This is a genomic window from Candidatus Viridilinea mediisalina, from assembly GCF_002532535.1.
Classification (GTDB): Bacteria; Chloroflexota; Chloroflexia; order Chloroflexales; family Chloroflexaceae; genus Viridilinea; species Viridilinea mediisalina.
In genome coordinates, this window is the sequence record NZ_NQWI01000005.1 from 61,966 (window position 1) to 79,179 (window position 17,214).

Consider the following 17,214-nt stretch of genomic DNA (forward strand, 5'->3'; position numbering starts at 1 on the left):
ATAAGGGAGTATTTCTACCTTCCGCACCTAATATCCAGCGAAGCTGGCAAAACTATGGCCTTGCGCACTCTTACTGTTGACCTGGAGCGCGGACATGCGCGCCAGCACCTTCCGGCGATTGTCGAGCGGGACTACTTGGGCGGACGTGGCGCAATTGCATGGTTGCTTTGGCACCATTTGCCTGCGGACACACCGCCTATGGCACCCGAAAATCTGTTAATCTTTGCTGCTGGCCCGTTGGCAGGCACCAGTGCCTTTGCCAGTGGCGGCTTTGTAGTTGGTACCCGTTCGCCACTGACGGGCGCAATTGGGTATAGCTGGGCCCAAGGCCATTGGGGCGCACAACTGCGCCGCGCTGGCTACGATGTGCTGGTCGTGCGTGGCCAAGCGCCCGACTGGGTCTATCTGTATATTGATGGCGACCATGTACGGCTGCGTTCTGCCGAACGCTTACGTGGCCTTGATACGGTGGCGACGGCGGCAGCACTACGGGCTGAACATGGCGATAACACCACAACCATCTGTATCGGTTCAGCGGGTGAAGCCGAAGCGGCCTACGCGAGTATTGTCGCTGAAGGGCGCTACATGGCTGAACCGGCGGGCACCGGGCTGGTCATGGGTACCAAGCGGCTCAAGGCGGTGGCGATCCGTGGCGGGCAGCCCATTACCCCGCCCGATGAGCGTCGTTTGGCCCTGGCGCTCGATATTATTCGCCGCCGCGTTGATACGAGTGCCCTAGCGGCGGGCATCGGTGAACTAGGGAGTGCCCACTTCCTCGGACGTGCCGTTGAGGTCGGGGCACTCACCGAACAGAACGGGGCGCATGGCAAACTCGATGAGCAGATTGCCTATGCGCGCGCCGCCTTTGCGGCCCGTCCCAAGCATAGCCGCGGCTGTGCGGGTTGCCCTATGCCCTGCTACTTCGATCTGCCTACCCGTTCAGGCGAAGGCATGCCCGTGCCCGATCTGGAGATCGTGGCCGGTTTTGGGGCACGTTGCGGCATCAAGAGCCTTGAGGCGCTTACCACCATTGCCCAACGCTGCCTGCGTCTGGGGCTTGATCCGGTTGCCACCAGTGCCTCCATCGCCTTTATGATGGAGTGTCAGGATCGTGGGCTTGCGCCAAGCCGCACCCTAGCATGGGGCGATGAACAGGCGGTACTCAACGCGATTGAACGCCTCGGTACGCGCCAAGAGAAGCGCGACATCCTCTCGCTTGGTGTCGGTGAAATGCAGGAGGTCTTTTGGGGCAGCAGCGCCTTCGCACCCCAAGCAAAGGGCTTGGCCCTGCCTGGCCTTGATCCGCGGGCGCTCACCGGCTTTGCCCTTGCATTGGCGACTGCACCGATTGGCGGCGATCACCGCTATGCGATGTACTATGATGAACTCGTTGACGAACCACCCGCATGGCTACCTGAACAGCCCGCCGCACCCCAGAGCCTCCAGCATAAGGTTGTACGCATGATCTGGCACGAACGCTTCGCCGCTGTGCTTGATGCGGCTGGCCTCTGTCGCCGCTTAGGGCTGATGGGCTACCAGGTCTCGCCCGGTGAACTGCTCGCACTCATCGCTGCCTCCACCGGCGTCACCGTCTCGGGGGCCGACATGGCGCGTATCGGCGAGCGCATTGTGACGATTGAGCGCCTCTTTGCCCGCCGCTACGCCGATAACGGTGGCATAGACGAACTCCCAGAGCGCTGGCTCGAAGAACCATTGGCAGAAGGGCGGGCCGCCAACTTCAACCCGCCACTCAACGCCATGCTGGCCGAATACTACCGTCGTCACGGCTGGAACCGCATGGGCGATCCAACCGCAGAACGCCTGACAGAGTTGGGGATCAAGGGGTAGTAGCATGTAGTATTATGGGAAGGATACAGGAAATAGGAAATAGGAAATAGGAAATAGGAAATAGGGCCGAGGCTTCAGAACACCTTAGAAGCTGTCTGAAAAGCCGGGGGGCACACGCTGGAGTGCCGGCTTTAGTCGGCTAAAGCCAGCACTCCAACGCCACGCCAGTTCATAGACTTTTCAGACAGCCTCTAATGGCGCAAACGGTAAAGTAGCCTGAAGCCATCCCTAAGCAATAGAAGCAGAGGGAAACATGAGGATTTCACCATGCAGCCAATGAGTGACATTGCCGAACAGTTTCGTACGCTCGAAATGACGGTCTTGATGACGCCTGATACTGCTAACTTTTCTGGCAACGTACACGGAGGTCATATCCTCAAGTTGCTCGACCAGGTGGCTTTTGCGTGTGGGTCGCGCTATTCAGGCTCCTATGTCGTCACTGTTTCGGTAGACCAAGTGGTTTTTCATGAGCGCATCCATGTTGGGGAATTGGTGACATTTATTGCATCGGTGAATTACACTGGCAAGACTTCGATGGAGATTGGTATTCGGGTGGAGGCCGAGCAGATTACCGAGCGTAGTATGCGTCACGTATTGACCTGCTATTTTACGATGGTTGCGGTAGACGAAGATGGAACGCCCCATGCGGTACCACCTATTCGTATTAGGACGCCAGTGCAACGACGGCGCTGGGCGGCAGCACAACTACGGCGTGAGTTGCGTAAAGAGATTGAAGCCCGCAGCCTCGAGATTCGTCAGCATCCCGAAGAGTTGCTGCATGAACTGGACGACCTCGAGAATGAACCACATTAGTAGCTAAAATGGGCTGCAAAGAGCAAGGGGCGTTGTGCCATAGCACAACGCCCCTTGCTCTTTTTGGTAGCGGCGGCAGGATTCGAACCTGCGACCTTCGGGTTATGAGCCCGACGAGCTGCCACTGCTCCACGCCGCGTCATTGGATTCCATTCTACCTGATTGATCAGGGGTTTGTCAAGTTAGGGCTGCGGTCCAAGTGTTCAGCAATCTACAATCTACAATCTACAATGGTATTAACGCTCGCGCTGATCGTGACGCGCATAGGTTGCTACGAGGGTTCGTACTTCACCAAGCAACTGATCGCGCTCGTAGGCACCTTTTTGCATGATGCGTTGAGCGGAGGTGGTGAGCATCACCCGATCTTCGTGGGTCAGATCCATGGCGGTGACCACAATGACCGGGATGTCTATGTAATCTGGTTGACTGCGTAGTTCATTGAGAAAACCAAAGCCATCCAATTCGGGCATCATCAGGTCGAGCAGGATCAGGCGGGGGCGTGCTTCAGCGACCGCGCTGAGGCCAAGCCGCCCATTTGCGGCCTCGCGGGTCTTCCAGCCCGCTTGATCAAGGGTACGGCAGAGAATCTCGCGGGTGGTTGGGTCATCTTCGATCACCAAGATAGCTGGCTGTTCCTCGCTTGCTTCAACGTCCGAGGTGCAGTAGCGCCCAACGAGTTCGATCAGGCGGCGACGATCCACCGGCTTGGTGAGGTAGTCGGCAGCACCCAGGCTAAAGCCGGTACTCCGCTCATCAAGGATAGTCAGCATCACAACGGGAATATCGGCCAATTCAGGGTCGGCCTTAAGCGCCGCGAGAATCTGCCAGCCATCGGCATCACGGAGTAGCACATCGAGGGTGATGACATCGGGGCGCTCGGCGCGCGCCCGCGCCAACCCTTCGGCACCACTGATCGCCGTAACCACGCGCAAACCTTCGCGGGTGAGAGTGCGCTGCAGCAGATCACTGGTCACCGGGTCGTCGTCAATCACCAGTACCACACCGCGCTCTGGGCCATCAGGGGCCGCATCACTCGAAGCGACCAAGTGGGCTACTGCATCTTCAGGGCGCACTTCACGCGGCACCACAATCGTAAAGGTAGAACCCTCGCCTAGCGTGCTACTCACGATGATGTCGCCGCCCATCATCTGGCAGAAGCGCCGACTCAGGACGAGGCCAAGCCCAGTGCCACCATATTTACGCGTGGTTGATGAGTCGCCCTGCGTAAATTCGCGGAAGAGTTGGCCTATTTTCTCTGAATCAATGCCAATGCCGGTGTCATGCACACGGAGACAGAGATATTCAATACTATTAATATTCTGATTTTCGATTTCCAGCGTAATCTTGCCATTGGCGGTAAACTTGGCGGCATTGGAGAGCAGATTGAGTAGCGATTGACGCAGGCGCGTCAAATCATTGTAGAGCGTACCGCTCGTATCGCCGCGCACCAGCAGGCGATTGCCATTCTGTTCTGCCAGAGGCGTAATGGTACTCACCACATCGCCAATCATGGTATTCAGCGCAAAGCGGTCGAGGTGCAACTCCATGCGCCCCGCTTCGATCTTAGAGATGTCGAGTACATCATTGATCAGGGCGAGCAATTGGCGGCCTGCAACGCGAATTTTGGCCAGATCGGGCGTAAAATCATCATAGCCAAAGTCAGCAGCTTCATCTTCGAGCATCTCGGCATAGCCAATGATCGCATTGAGCGGTGTACGCAACTCGTGGCTCATATTGGCGAGGAAGATACTCTTGGCGCGGGTCGCCTCCTCAGCAGTCGCCCGCGCCTCTTCAGCCGCGATACGGGCCTCCTCGGCGGCCCGGGCGCTATTGGCCAACTCGTGGGTGCGCTCGATCACGCGCTGCTCCAACAGATCGCGGTTAGCGCGGATCTCCTGAGCCATCTGGTTGAAGGCATGCCCAACCATGGCTACCTCACTCTGGCCACTCGTCTGCACCTGTACACTCAGATCGCCAGCGGCGAGGCGTTGGGTTGCACGCAGCAACTCATTGAGCGGCCCGCTGATCGAGCGCATCAGCCTGATGCCCGTTGCATAAGCCAAGACCAACAGGAGCAGACTGAAGAGAATGGTAAAGCCCTGGCGCTGTTGGAGCGCGTTGATCCGCATCGTGAGCAGCGTCTCGAGGGCGGGCGAGGTGGCTGCCGAGAGTTGATCCGCAGCCTCGAGCGCCGCCTGGCCCAGATCAACCAGTTCGCGTGTGCCTAACAGCCGCCCCTGCTCGGTTGCCGCTGCCTGATACGCGCGCAGCATGGTGTCAACCAGACTCAGGTAGTGTTGCACCTCCGGTTCGAGTAGCGCCTCCAAAGCCGTCCAGTTCGTATGGGCATAGGATGTCGCTAGGTTGCGCTGCAAGCGTTCACTATTGGCCCGCAACAGACTCAGTTGCATAATAATCTCGGTGCGCCGATCCGCAATGCGATGCTCCTGTGGCACCAAATTCTCATTGATCAACAGGATCCGCGCCATCAACTCCTGCGCTTCGGGCAAACGCAGCAGTACCGCATCCATCATATAATAGCTATCGAGATCGGGGTCGAGAATCAGGTTAGAGTTGTCACCAACGGTTGCAATCAACATCCGCTGGTCAACAATCAATTGTTGGTAGCGATCATAGCCATCGAGGGCCGAACCGCGCATGTCATCGTCACGCAGATCGGCCCATCCCGTCTCAATCTGCTCAAAGAGTTCGCTGGTCTGCAAGCGGGCGCCATAGGTAGCTTGGAGCGGGCGCAACGCAGCCATACTCTGCTCGACACGCTGGCGCGTATGGGGCAACGCCTCCACCGTAATCCCTAGGGTCAAGGCCCGCAGCACCTCATGGCGATGCAGCAGGGTGGCCAAATAGACCTCATTGAGCGCACGCAGATAGGTAGCTCCCGCTATCTCTTGTTGGGCAAAGCGGATGCGAACATTCTGCTCGGCAACCATAAAGCCCATAGTTACGACCAAAGGCAACAGAAAGAGCAGGCTGATCAGCACAAACTTCTCTGGGTAGCGCAAGCGGTTCATAGCGGGACGAATACCCATAATCTTCTTCTAGCGCTCTACCCGTTGCAACAGCCGCTCAATCTTGGCCAACAGACGTTCCAACTCAACCGGCTTGGTATCATAGTCATCACATCCCGCTGCGAGGCAGCGTTCATAGTCACCCGACATGGCATGGGCGGTCAAGGCAATCACCGGCACCGCAGCAATGCTGGTCGGATCGGCGCGCAGGGTACGGGTCGCCTCCCAACCATCGATGATTGGCAGACTCATATCCATGAGAATGAGATCAGGTTGTTCACTACGAGCCAACTCAAGCCCTTGGGCACCATCTACCGCGATGACAATGTCGTAACCTTTACGCTTGAGGCGGCGCGAAAGCATGTCGCGGTTCATCTCATTGTCTTCAACTAATAGAATTTTGGGCATTGTTGCTGCTCCTCGTAAGGATGCGAGGGAACCAGGTTCCCGCGCGCTCCCTTCCCGTACACATTACGTTACCCCCCCGGCGGGGGTTTGGGGGCGTAGCCCCCAAGCAAGTTGGTCACACCCATATGCTATACCTAAGTATAATGGAAGTAGTATAACACTCCGATGAGTATTGACGAAACATCTATTCATTCTCGCGCCCCCTTCCCGATTGATCAGGTGCTGGCCACCCTCAAGCGTGAACTGGAGCACTTCACCCAGCCGCTGATTGACCAGATGGGCGATCAGGGTACGACTCCTTTCCATGTGTTGATCGCTACCATCTTGAGTCTACGCACCAAGGATACCCTCACTGCCGTGGTTGCACCACGGATCTTTGCCCAAGCCGACACGCCCCAGGCTCTGTTGGCCTTGGGAGAGGCCCGTGTAGCCGAGTTGATCTACCCGGTGGGCTTCTATCGCAATAAAGCACGCAGCATTATTGAGATCTGTCAACGCCTGCTTGATCAGCACGACGGCAAGGTACCCGCCGAGCTTGAGCAGCTCTTGGCGCTACCCGGCGTCGGGCGCAAGACGGCCAACCTAGTCGTAACGGCGGGCTACGGGCTACCAGGCATCTGTGTAGACATCCACGTTCACCGCATCTGCAACCGCTGGGGTTATGTCAACACCCGCAACCCGGATGCAACGGAACTCGCGCTACGGGCCCAACTGCCCCCCATACACTGGCTCAGCATCAACCGTCTGCTGGTGACCTTAGGCCAGAACATTTGCCATCCCACCTCGCCAAAGTGTTCACAATGCCCAATTGCGGCCCACTGCGGGCAGATTGGGGTTACGCGGAGGCGTTGAAGCTTCTTGTTAGGGATGGTTTCAGAAGCTGTCTGAAAAGCCGGGGGGCAAACGCTGGAGTGCCGGCTTTAGCCGGCTAAAGCCGGCACTCCAACGCCAACCCATAGACTTTTCAGACAGCCTCTCAGGACACGTTACCGTTTGGCCTCCGACGGAGTGCCGACGTTAGTCGGCTGAGTTCACAAACTGCCATTGGATGCCGACTAACGTCGGCACTCCAACGGTAAAGCTGAAAGCGCGTTTCTGAAACCAGATCTTACTGCTGCCCGCTCACATCACGGCGCGCCAGTGTGCGCCATGCGACATAGCCAAAGCTGCTGCTGTAGATAAGAACCACAAAGATCGCTTGCAGCGGCGACGGCAGATAGGCCAGATCGAGGGCACTTGTCAGCAAAGAGGGATCGAGGCCAAAGAGTTGGCCATTGAGGACCACAAGGGTGGTGATGTTGGGCTGAAGCAGCAGGTTGATCATGAAGAGTACGAGTTCATTGACCAAGCCAAGGGAGCTGAGCGAACCAGCACCAACATCAAGGGCGAGGAAGATCAAGCCGCCGCCCATGCCAGCTAAGGCGGATCGGCCCCAAGCGGCGCAGGCCAGCGTGGCCAGCAGATAGGGCAAAATGACCAGCAGCGCCCGCGCAATGCCCAAGGGTAGCAGGGCCAGATCGCTAAAACGGATGCGGAGCGGCAGATCGAGCCAAACGCTGACGATAAAGGCCACAAGACTACCAACCAGCAATGCGATCAGCGTGGCCAGCAGCAGCGCCAAGAGGAGCGCGAGGGTCTTTGCAGCCAAATAGCTACCGCGTGCAGGCGCACGCGCCAAAAGCGTCCGCATTGTGCCCCAGCTATAGTCGCTGCCCAGCGCACCCGCAGCCAGAATGATCGCCAGGATGCCCCCGGTGCCATTCAGTTGCCCTAAGACCGCCCCAAAGACGCCGGGGAAGCTCAGTTGCAGCTTAAGCTGCTCCACTTGCGCCGGTGCCAGCGCCTGCAATTCTAGGCCACCAACGGCCCCTATATGCAGGGCCAACACGAGCGCCCAAAGACCTTGGGAGAGCAGCATCAAGCCAAGAAAGATCGCCAACAACCCCCAGGCTAGGGGCCGACGATAGAGTTTAAGCCACTCGGCTGCGAAGAGGTTACGTAGCATAGGGTGTTACAAGGAACAGAAGAACAGGAGAACAGGAGAACAGAAGAACAGGAGAACAGAAGAACAGGAGAACAGAAGAACAGGGAAGCATCTGTTCATTTGTTCTTCCGTTCCTCTGTTCCTCTGCTCCTCTGTTCCTCTGTTCCTCTGCTCCTCTGTTCCTCTGTTCCTCTGTTCCTCTGTTCATCTGTTCTTCCGTTCTTCCTCCGCCGTCACTTCAAGGAAGAAATCCTCCAACGAAGCGGCCTGGATCGTCAATTCAGCCACAAGAATCCCAGCGCGGGCAAGGTGACCATTCAGTTCAGCGGCGCGTTCAGGGGGGGCATCAACCATAAGCTGCCCGTGAACCTGGCTCACCGCTTGCACCCAGGGCAGACTGCGTAGGAGGGCTTCGGCGGGGGCCAGATCGCCCTCAATGCGGAGGCGCAAACCCTGATGGTGGTGCAGCAGATCGGCCACGCGCCCCTCAGCAATCAGACGGCCCTGCTTCAGAATCGCCACCCGCTCACAGAGCTGTTCAACCTCGTGGAGCATGTGGCTACAGAGGAAGATCGTGCGCCCGCCAGCGGCTAGATCGCGGATGAGCCCGCGAATCTCGGCGGTACCGGCAGGATCGAGGCCATTGGTTGGCTCATCAAGGATGATCAGTTCGGGATCGGGCAAGAGCGCCGCTGCCAAGGCGAGACGCTGACGCATGCCCTGCGAATAGACCTGCACCTTATCGTGGGCACGTTTCCGCAACTCAACTGCCGCAAGGGTCTGCTCAATGCGTGGTTCGGGCAGCCCCCCCGCCTTACAGAGTACGCGCAGATTATCGTAGCCACTGAGGTAGGGGTAGAAAGCCGGAGCTTCGATCATGGCCCCGACGTGCGCCAGGGCTCGCGCCGGTTCACGCTGCACATCACAGCCCAAGACCAGCGCTTGGCCATGGGAGGGGCGCACCAGATTGAGCAGCATCGCAATCGTCGTCGTCTTACCCGCCCCATTCGGCCCCAAGAAGCCAAAGATTTCACCACGCTCTACGCGCAGATTGAGCGCATCCACTGCTACCCGCGCCCCATAACGCCGGGTCAACTCGGTTGTCTCAATTGCGGGAGTAGGCATAGGGGTGATACCAGTGACAAGTAGGAGCTAGCGCATACCAATGCGCGTTAATCTAACTCGCTTTGCGGAATATTCAACGCTCGTTGGTATAGTTCAGCCAAGCAAGAGGGTATCGTCAATCCCATTATAGCGTAAAGCTTTGGGGAAGAATACAGAAACTGGATGTTCTGCTTCGTTAGGTTTACCTCTGTGCCCTCGGTGCCTCTGTGGTGCAATCCTCGGTACCTCTTCTCGTTGGCGTTGTGAACCCCTGTTCAAAAAACTCTATAACTGAGAGCTCCCAGCATTCTCCTCAACTATACCCAAATCACCTCTGCTTCAGTCACAATAAGATCGAGGGGGCGATCATGGGCTTCACGCGGCACTACGGTGACCTCTTGGCACGCAAAGGCGAGGCCAAGGGCAAGCCCCTGGGTTGTGGCAAGGATGCGGTCGTAGTAGCCCTTGCCATAACCCAAACGATAGCCAGCTCGGTCGAAAGCGAGCAGTGGCACCAGAGTAAGCTGCCACTCGCCCGCATAGGCAGGGCGGAGTTGGTTGGGTTGCGGCAAGCCCAACGCATCATGGGTAAAGCTTGTTGGTGCGATACTCGCCAGCCAGCTATGCTGCACCAGACCCTGAGCGTCCACAAAGGGGCAAGCGACCGCCTTGCCCGCTGCGAGGGCCGCCCCGATCAGAGGGCGCGTCTCGACCTCGGAGCGAATAGCGAGGTAGCAATGGAGCGCCTGGGCTTCACGGTAAACTGTGAGGGACTCGATCAGCGTTTGGATCCGCGCACTCCGCTGCGCCCGATCGGTTAGCAGATTGCGCTGCTCATGGGCGCTGCGGCGCAAACGGCGCTTCGCTTTGGTTAGAAGGGCGACATCTGAGGTTACTTCCATGACAACCGTGGGTTGAAGAATTACGTCTTGACGCAGTGCGTTCTAATCTACTATACTTGTTTGCAACTTCAACTATTCTACCAGACGAGGGTTGATCATGGAAATGCTAGACTCGCCCTCGCTCGCTTGCGAGCAGCACCGCCTTCTGCACGACATTTATATACTGCTTGACGATGGTGATCGCCAAGTCCTCGATGCAACAGGCTTAACGCCACTTGAATTTGCGGTGTTACAGCGTTTGCACCGTGACCAAGGGCGGCGTTTAACCGACATTGGTACTGAATTATTTTGTGTAAAAAGTACCATAACCCGCTTAGTTGATCGACTCGAGGCGGGCGGCCTCGTGCGTCGCACCCCCGATCCCGATGATCGCCGGGCCCAGCGTTTGCGCCTGACGACACGCGGCGTACTAGTGCGCGATCAGGCCATCAGACTGCATAGCGAAGCGGTCGAACGACGCATGGCCGTGCTGAATAATGAGGAACAGTTTTTGCTGCGCGGCTTACTGGAGAAGTTGCACTCTGGTTTGCGCTGATGAGGGCACAGAGGGCAGAGAGGATTTGAACCACAGAGGCACAGAGGGCACAGAGCTATTTGGGTAGGAGGGGAAGGGTTCATGTCACGTTACAGCTTGGAGACATGCAGCGCATCTTGATGCCTCATGCCAGAATTCTTCCCCCATCGCCCCAAAAAAAGAACAAATATACGATTTCTCCTAGACAAAGCCGCCCGCATCGGCTATAATGCAAGGTAGCATTTAACGCATTACAAAGCGGCGGAGAAGCACATGGAGATCGGAATTGTTCGGCCCGTCAATATTACAACAGAGATGCGCACAGCCTACTTAAGCTACGCGATGAGTGTAATCGTCTCGCGGGCGTTACCTGATGCGCGTGACGGGCTCAAACCAGTACAGCGCCGCATCCTATACGGGATGTGGGATATGGGCTTTCGCAATAATCAGCCCTATAAGAAGAGTGCGCGCATCGTGGGCGACGTACTCGGCAAAATGCACCCCCACGGCGACTCATCGGTCTACGATGCCTTGGCACGCATGGCCCAACCCTGGAACATGCGCTACACACTGGTGGATGGGCAAGGGAATTTTGGGTGCTTTACGGGCGATACGCGGATCAAACTGCTTGATGGTACTGAGCGCACCTTTGCTGAGTTGGCGAAACTCGCCCCTGAAGAGATATTTTACGTCTACTCGGTGGATCACACGGGACGGATTGTAGTCGGTGAAGGGCGCTACTCGCGGATCACCCGACGTGATGCCGAATTAGTTGAGCTCACCTTTGACGATGGCTCAACCGTACGCTGCACGCCCGATCATCGCTTCATGCTACGTGATGGTACATGGAAACAAGCACAGGAATTGACTGTAGAGGATAGCCTTATGGCAGGCTATTTCGATACCGCTCCGGTGCGGCGTGGCTGCAACGACTATCTACGGGTACTTCAACCCAATAGCGGCAACTATGAGTTTGTCCATCATTTGGCTGATTACTACAATGAACAGCGCGGTCTTGTACATTCTAGTGGCAAAGCATTTGTGCGTCACCATCGCAACTTTAACCGCTTCGATAATCGTCCCACAAACATTGAGCGGATGGGCTGGCTAGAACACCTGCATTTGCACGCAGCCCATCTTGAGCAACTTTGGAGCGATGAGACTTTTCGTGCAGCGCAAGCGGAGGGGGTACGTGCCTATTATGATGCCCATCCTGAAGTACGCGAAGCACGGCGTGAGCGCATGATAGAACAGAACAAGAGCGCTGATTTTCGTGCTGCAAATGGGCCGCGTGTAGCGGCTGCACTGCGTGAACGCCACCAGCAAAACCCCGATGAGGCTCGGCGTCGTGGTGATTACCTACGCCAACTCTGGCAAGACCCCATTTATCGTGCCAAGATGAGCCGAGCTCTGCGCGGCATTGAAAAGCGCCCTCTGACTGATGCACAGCGCACTCGCGTTGCTCAGATTGTTGCAGCGCGCAGCAAAGAGATGTGGGCCGATCCAGAAGCGCGGCAACGGGTGATTGCAGCCATCACCTTTGCTATGAGTGATCCTGCTTTGCGCGAGAAGTTGCGTGTGGGTGCCCAGCAACGCTGGCTTGATCCTGATTATCGAGCACGCTTTGCGCCCAATCACCATCGAAGGATGGCACGTAAACTCTGGGCTAATCCGGCAATGCGTGCAATGCACCGCGATAAATTGGCCCGTCAGCGGGCTGATCTGCATTTTCGTCAAGCCCAAGCAGAAGGTGTTCGCCTCAGCAATGCGCGACGGATTCAAGCTAATCCAGCAATGATGTCTGATTTGTCCACCTGTGCAGCAGAATCGCTGCGTAAAAAATGGCGCGATCCCGATTATAGCCGTCAAGTTATGCGCTCTAAAATCGCTGGCTATGTGTCGCGCCTTTTGGCTGAGTTTGGCCGTGAACAGATAACACCAGATCTTTATGATGCCCAACGCAATGCGAATTGGATTCCGCGCAGCACGAAGCTTGTGCGCTACTTTGAGAGCTTTGACGACTTGCTAAACATGGCAGGCACGCATAATCATCGTGTGGTGGCCGTGCGTTGGTTGGATGAGCGGGTTGATGTCTATGATATTACTGTTGATGAGCATCATAACTTTATGCTTGCCAACGGTTGTATCGTTCACAACAGCGTGGACGGCGATCCGCCTGCCGCTATGCGCTATACCGAGGCGCGTCTGGAGGCGATTGCCGAAGAGTTGTTGATTGATATTGATAAGAATACGGTTGATTTCCGTGACAACTTCGATGGTTCTTACCGCGAGCCTGCGGTGTTGCCTGCGATGCTGCCCAATCTGTTGCTCAATGGCGCGGCTGGGATTGCGGTGGGTATGGCGACCAATATTCCGCCTCATAACCTCAATGAGCTCTGTAATGCGATTATGCACCTGATCGATCACCCCGAGGCGACGGTTGAGGATTTGATTAAGATTCTGCCCGGCCCCGATTTTCCGACGTCGGCCAGTATCTTGGGTACGGAAGGGATTTTGGCCGCCTACTCTACGGGGCGCGGTCAGATTACGTTGCGTGCTAAGGCCCATATCGAAGAGGGCAATCGCGGTGCCTTCAATATCGTCGTCACAGAGTTGCCCTATCAGGTCAATAAGGCGCGCCTCCAAGAGCGTATGGCAGAGTTGGTGAAGGAGAAGAAGATTGAAGGGGTGCGCGATGTGCGCGATGAGTCGGACCGCACTGGCATGCGTTTGGTGATTCTGCTCAAGCAGGATGCCCAGCCCAAGAAGGTGCTCAATGCGCTCTATAAGCACACGCAGATGCAGACCACTTTTGGGATCAATATGTTGGCCCTTGTGGATGGCGGGCGTCAGCCTAAGGTGCTGACCCTCAAGCGCATGCTGCAGGAGTATATTAGCCACCGCCAAGAGGTGATCCGCCGTCGCACGGAGTTTGAGCTCGAAAAGGCGAAGGCGCGGGCCCATATTCTCGAAGGTTTGAAGATAGCCCTCGATAATATTGATGAGGTTATTCGCACGATCCGTGAGTCGCGTAATACCGAGATGGCGCGCAATAACCTGATTAGCCGCTTTGCTCTCACTGAGATCCAGGCGAATGCCATCCTTGATATGCAGTTGCGCCGCCTCGCTGCGCTGGAGCGCAAGAAGATTGATGATGAGTACCTTGAGGTGATCAAGCTCATTGCCAGCCTTGAAGAGATTCTGGCGAGTCCGCGTAAGGTGCTGCAACTCATCCAGGGTGACCTCACCTACCTCAAGGAGAAGTATGGCGACGAACGGCGCACCCGCATTGTGCCCGATGTCTCTGGCGATGTCTCGGATGAAGATCTGATTCCCGATGTGCGAGTCATGATGACCTTCACCGACCGTGGCTACATCAAGCGCCAGGCGGCAGATGTCTACCGCACGCAGCGCCGGGGCGGGCGCGGGATCAAGGGCATGATCACCCGCGAACAGGATATTGTGCGCCATATGTTTACCTGTGGCTCGTTGGAGAATCTGCTCTTCTTTACCGATCGCGGTAAAGTCTACCAACTCAAGGCCCACGAGGTGCCCGATAGTTCGCGCACGGCCAAAGGGCTGCCGCTGGTCAACCTGATCTCACTAGAACCGGGGGAACAGGTGACCAGTATGCTGGCTGTGCCCGATTTTAATGGCGAGTACCTGATTATGGCCACCCATCGCGGTAAGATTAAGCGGACTCTGCTGCGCGAGTATAGCCAAGTGCGTTCCAATGGCCTGATTGCCATTGGCCTCGAAGAGGGTGATGTGCTTGGTTGGGTGCATGTGAGCCATGGTCAAGAGGATGTGCTGTTGACGACGGCCCAAGGGCGCACGGCCCGCTTCAAGCAGAGCGAAGTACGGCCTATGGGCCGTCCTGCAACTGGCGTCAATGGCATCAACCTGCACGAGCATGATCGCGTGATTAGCATGCAACTGGCCAAACCGGACCACGACCTGCTGGTGGTCACGACACGCGGCATGGGTAAGCGCACCGCCCTCGAAGATTACCCCACCAAAGGACGCTCGTCTGGCGGGGTGATCACGATGCGCCTACGCGAAGGCGATAGTATCGCCGGGGCAGCCCTGGTCACCGACCGCTCGCTGCTTACCCTGATTAGCGCCAGTGGCGTCGTGATGCGCACCAGTGCCGATGGGGTCTCGCGGCTTGGGCGTGCCACCCAGGGCGTGATCGTCGTCAATCTTGGGGCGGGTGATCGCCTCGCCGCACTCTCGGTCGAAGAGCCAGAAGAGCTTGATGCGGTGCCACCGACGCTGGTCAATCCGAATGGGGAGTAGGTCGCTTTCGTCGGTGGTTCACTAGTATATCTGTGCGGCCCAAAGTGGGTATTGCGATCATAACCAATACCCGCTTTGGGCCGTCTGTTTGTAGGAATCATTGGGCATGCGCCAACCGAGCCTTACAACACATCCAATGCCTCCAAGTCTGAAGAGCAACCCGCTCACGGTCATGCCACCATCTGAGCCATGGCGTTGGCATGGTGCTGTGCTACTCTTCTACCTAATCGTAGGCATCATGTACACATGGCCGCTTGTTTTGCATTGGAAAACTGGAGCTATTCAGATCTGGCCTTACCCGGTGGATGCAGGACAAGGTATTTGGAATCTTTGGTGGGCGCGTACCACCTTGCTGAACGGTGAGAATCCGTACCAGTTAACGCGCTACCTGTTCTACCCGGCTGGGGCCGAGCTATTTTGGCAAACGTTGAGCCTGCCTAATGCGCTGTTGGTACTGCCGATCCTGCTCCTCTTTGGCCCAGTCATAGCCTTCAATAGCATCACCATCCTCTCCTTTGTGCTTGGTGGCTATGTCGTCTACCGTATTGCGCGTGGGCTACAGGTAGGCCAGAGTGCAGCATTGATTGCGGGCTTTGTCTATGTTTGTTCGCCGTACCATATGCAGCAACTCCATGGCGGGCCCATGGAGTTGATTGCAATCCAGTGGATGCCCATGAGCTTTCTTGCGCTCATGTACGCATTACAACAACCATCGCTGTGGCGCACGCTATTCGCTGCCATGATGCTGCTGATAACCACGCTGGCGAGCCAGTACTATGGGCTCTATACCGCGATCATTATGGTCTTTCATATTGCCTTGGTCGCACTGCAACCGCAGGGGCGCTGGTGGTCTTGGCGTGTGCATTGGCCACATCTGGGGGTTGGGTTACTTATGTTCAGCGTATGGGCCGCAACGCTGCTCTTCTTCTTCGTGGGTTCATTACGTGATGTAGGTGAGTTTGTGCCCCAAGATTGGTATACACGTCAAGTCTTTCACTCAGTAGCACTTGTCGATCTGCTTTTTCCTAATGTAATCCATCCTCTCTGGGGCGAACCGATCGAAGCAACACTACTCGCCATCCATCACTTTGGGGTTGACACCGGCATGCAGTTGGGCTTGGGGATCAGTCTGCTGCTGGGAGCAGCGCTCGTACGCAATTGGCGCATGGCCTGGCCTTGGGCCTGCTTGGGCTTGATCAGCTTCATCTTTGCCCTGGGGCCGAAGCTTCAGATCACCGATAACATCACCAGCATCCCCATGCCGTTTATGCTCTTCAATCTGAGCGAAGTCTTTCGTAATAGCAGTCGTCCTGCGATCTTTGTCGCAGTTGCCATGCTGCCCATCAGTCTGCTCTGTGCGTTAGGTTGGCAGGCGCTGATGCAAGGGCGCAAGTTGCCCCAAGTACTCCTTAGCCTCTGGCTGGCCTTTGAACTCTTGCCAGGTGCCATGCCGATCATCAGTATCAGTAGTAACCCAGAGTATGCGCTCCTCAATGATGATCCGACACCAGGAGCCTTATTGCCCCTGCCCCCAGCCTATAATGATAGCCGAGCGATGCTCAACCAGTTTTGCCATGGCCGCGCACTTGTTGGTGGCTATCTCGCCCGTACCCCCCCAAATCCACTGGTGTCTGCTACGACCAACGTCTATCAATTGCTCAATCCACGGGCCTCAACCCACGACATCGTTGCCTATCCTTTGGCTACTGAATTACGCACGCTTGGTATTCGCTACCTGACCGTTAGCCCTGAACAGCTCCAGCCCCATGAGTTGGCACGCTTACAATCATTACTCGCCGCGCCTGGATTACACCTAATGGTACGTGAACCGGACGTAGAAATCTATCAGGTTGAAGCTGGCGCAATTGAACCCTTGGTGCTTCCCGCTCACGGTTGGCATGAGGTTGAACATGGTGATCAAGCTACGTGGCGCTGGATGCGTGACGAAGGCGCTTTCTATGTGTTGAGCCCGCAAGCTACCACCCTATCAATGCACCTTTTGGTCTCTTCCTACGAGCAACCGCGTACCTTGACGATCATCCTTGACGAGCAATCAACCGCAAGCTATGTGATCCCTGCCCATCACGAGCGCTCCTTGAACCTACACTTCATACTTCCGGCGGGTAAGCATATGTTACGCTTACAAAGCGATACGACCGGCATGACACCCGAGGGACGTGAGGTGAGTTTCAAAGTTCGTGCGCTCGAGACGAGTGGGCAGATGCATGCTGCGGATGTTCAGCCGCAAACGCCGATCACCCCTCCGCCAACCATTCCCCGTCTATCAACACCGCTGTGTGGAGCATAAATACG

General features: G+C 56.5%; 11 protein-coding genes and 1 tRNA gene. 6 read left to right on the top strand and 6 right to left on the bottom strand.

All coding sequences use genetic code 11. The features are described from left to right. Positions 1 to 54 precede the first annotated feature (54 nt). Positions 55 to 1,848 (top strand): aldehyde ferredoxin oxidoreductase family protein, encoded by a 1,794-nt coding sequence (locus CJ255_RS02165; RefSeq protein WP_097642458.1) that lies wholly within the window; start codon positions 55 to 57, stop codon positions 1,846 to 1,848. A gap of 267 nt (positions 1,849 to 2,115) precedes the next feature. Then, a complete protein-coding gene (locus CJ255_RS02170; protein WP_217352383.1) occupies positions 2,116 to 2,661 on the top strand; it encodes an acyl-CoA thioesterase in 546 nt (181 codons plus the stop codon). Positions 2,662 to 2,725: 64 nt separating this feature from the next. On the opposite strand, the gene CJ255_RS02175 is transcribed toward CJ255_RS02170, so the two are convergent. The 3 genes from CJ255_RS02175 to CJ255_RS02185 form a co-directional block, all read right to left on the bottom strand. Continuing rightward, a tRNA-Met gene (locus CJ255_RS02175) sits at positions 2,726 to 2,800 on the bottom strand. A gap of 97 nt (positions 2,801 to 2,897) precedes the next feature. Beyond that, positions 2,898 to 5,711, bottom strand: a complete 2,814-nt coding sequence (locus CJ255_RS02180; RefSeq protein ID WP_097642459.1) for a response regulator — start codon at positions 5,709 to 5,711, stop codon at positions 2,898 to 2,900. Positions 5,712 to 5,720: 9 nt separating this feature from the next. Further along, entirely contained in the window at positions 5,721 to 6,098 is a 378-nt protein-coding gene (locus CJ255_RS02185) for a response regulator (RefSeq protein ID WP_097642460.1), read from the bottom strand. A gap of 165 nt (positions 6,099 to 6,263) precedes the next feature. Between CJ255_RS02185 and CJ255_RS02190 the strand changes: the two genes are divergently transcribed. Continuing rightward, positions 6,264 to 6,950: an endonuclease III domain-containing protein gene (locus CJ255_RS02190; RefSeq protein ID WP_097642461.1), complete on the top strand. Its 687-nt coding sequence runs from the start codon at positions 6,264 to 6,266 to the stop codon at positions 6,948 to 6,950. A 256-nt stretch (positions 6,951 to 7,206) separates the two neighbouring features. Here CJ255_RS02190 and CJ255_RS02195 read toward each other — a convergent pair whose 3' ends face one another. The 3 genes from CJ255_RS02195 to CJ255_RS02205 form a co-directional block, all read right to left on the bottom strand. Then, complete coding sequence (locus tag CJ255_RS02195; RefSeq protein ID WP_097642462.1) at positions 7,207 to 8,103, bottom strand: DUF2705 family protein; 897 nt, start codon at positions 8,101 to 8,103, stop codon at positions 7,207 to 7,209. Between the two features lie 183 nt (positions 8,104 to 8,286). Continuing rightward, entirely contained in the window at positions 8,287 to 9,207 is a 921-nt protein-coding gene (locus CJ255_RS02200) for an ABC transporter ATP-binding protein (RefSeq protein WP_097642463.1), read from the bottom strand. Between the two features lie 296 nt (positions 9,208 to 9,503). Beyond that, the gene (locus CJ255_RS02205; RefSeq protein ID WP_097642464.1) at positions 9,504 to 10,088 is read right to left on the bottom strand and encodes a 5-formyltetrahydrofolate cyclo-ligase; all 585 of its coding nucleotides are present in this window, start codon (positions 10,086 to 10,088) and stop codon (positions 9,504 to 9,506) included. 97 nt (positions 10,089 to 10,185) lie between these two features. On the opposite strand from CJ255_RS02205, the gene CJ255_RS02210 reads away from it, so the two are divergent. The 3 genes from CJ255_RS02210 (at position 10,186) to CJ255_RS02220 (ending at position 17,209) form a co-directional block, all read left to right on the top strand. Then, positions 10,186 to 10,623 (top strand): MarR family winged helix-turn-helix transcriptional regulator, encoded by a 438-nt coding sequence (locus tag CJ255_RS02210; RefSeq protein WP_245863127.1) that lies wholly within the window; start codon positions 10,186 to 10,188, stop codon positions 10,621 to 10,623. Between the two features lie 252 nt (positions 10,624 to 10,875). Further along, positions 10,876 to 14,901, top strand: coding sequence for a DNA gyrase subunit A (gene gyrA / locus CJ255_RS02215; RefSeq protein WP_124681785.1), 4,026 nt, complete (start codon positions 10,876 to 10,878; stop codon positions 14,899 to 14,901). A 172-nt stretch (positions 14,902 to 15,073) separates the two neighbouring features. Continuing rightward, on the top strand, positions 15,074 to 17,209 hold the full coding sequence (locus CJ255_RS02220; RefSeq protein WP_124681786.1) for a putative glycosyltransferase family protein: 2,136 nt from the start codon (positions 15,074 to 15,076) through the stop codon (positions 17,207 to 17,209). The last annotated feature ends 5 nt before the right edge of the window (positions 17,210 to 17,214 follow it).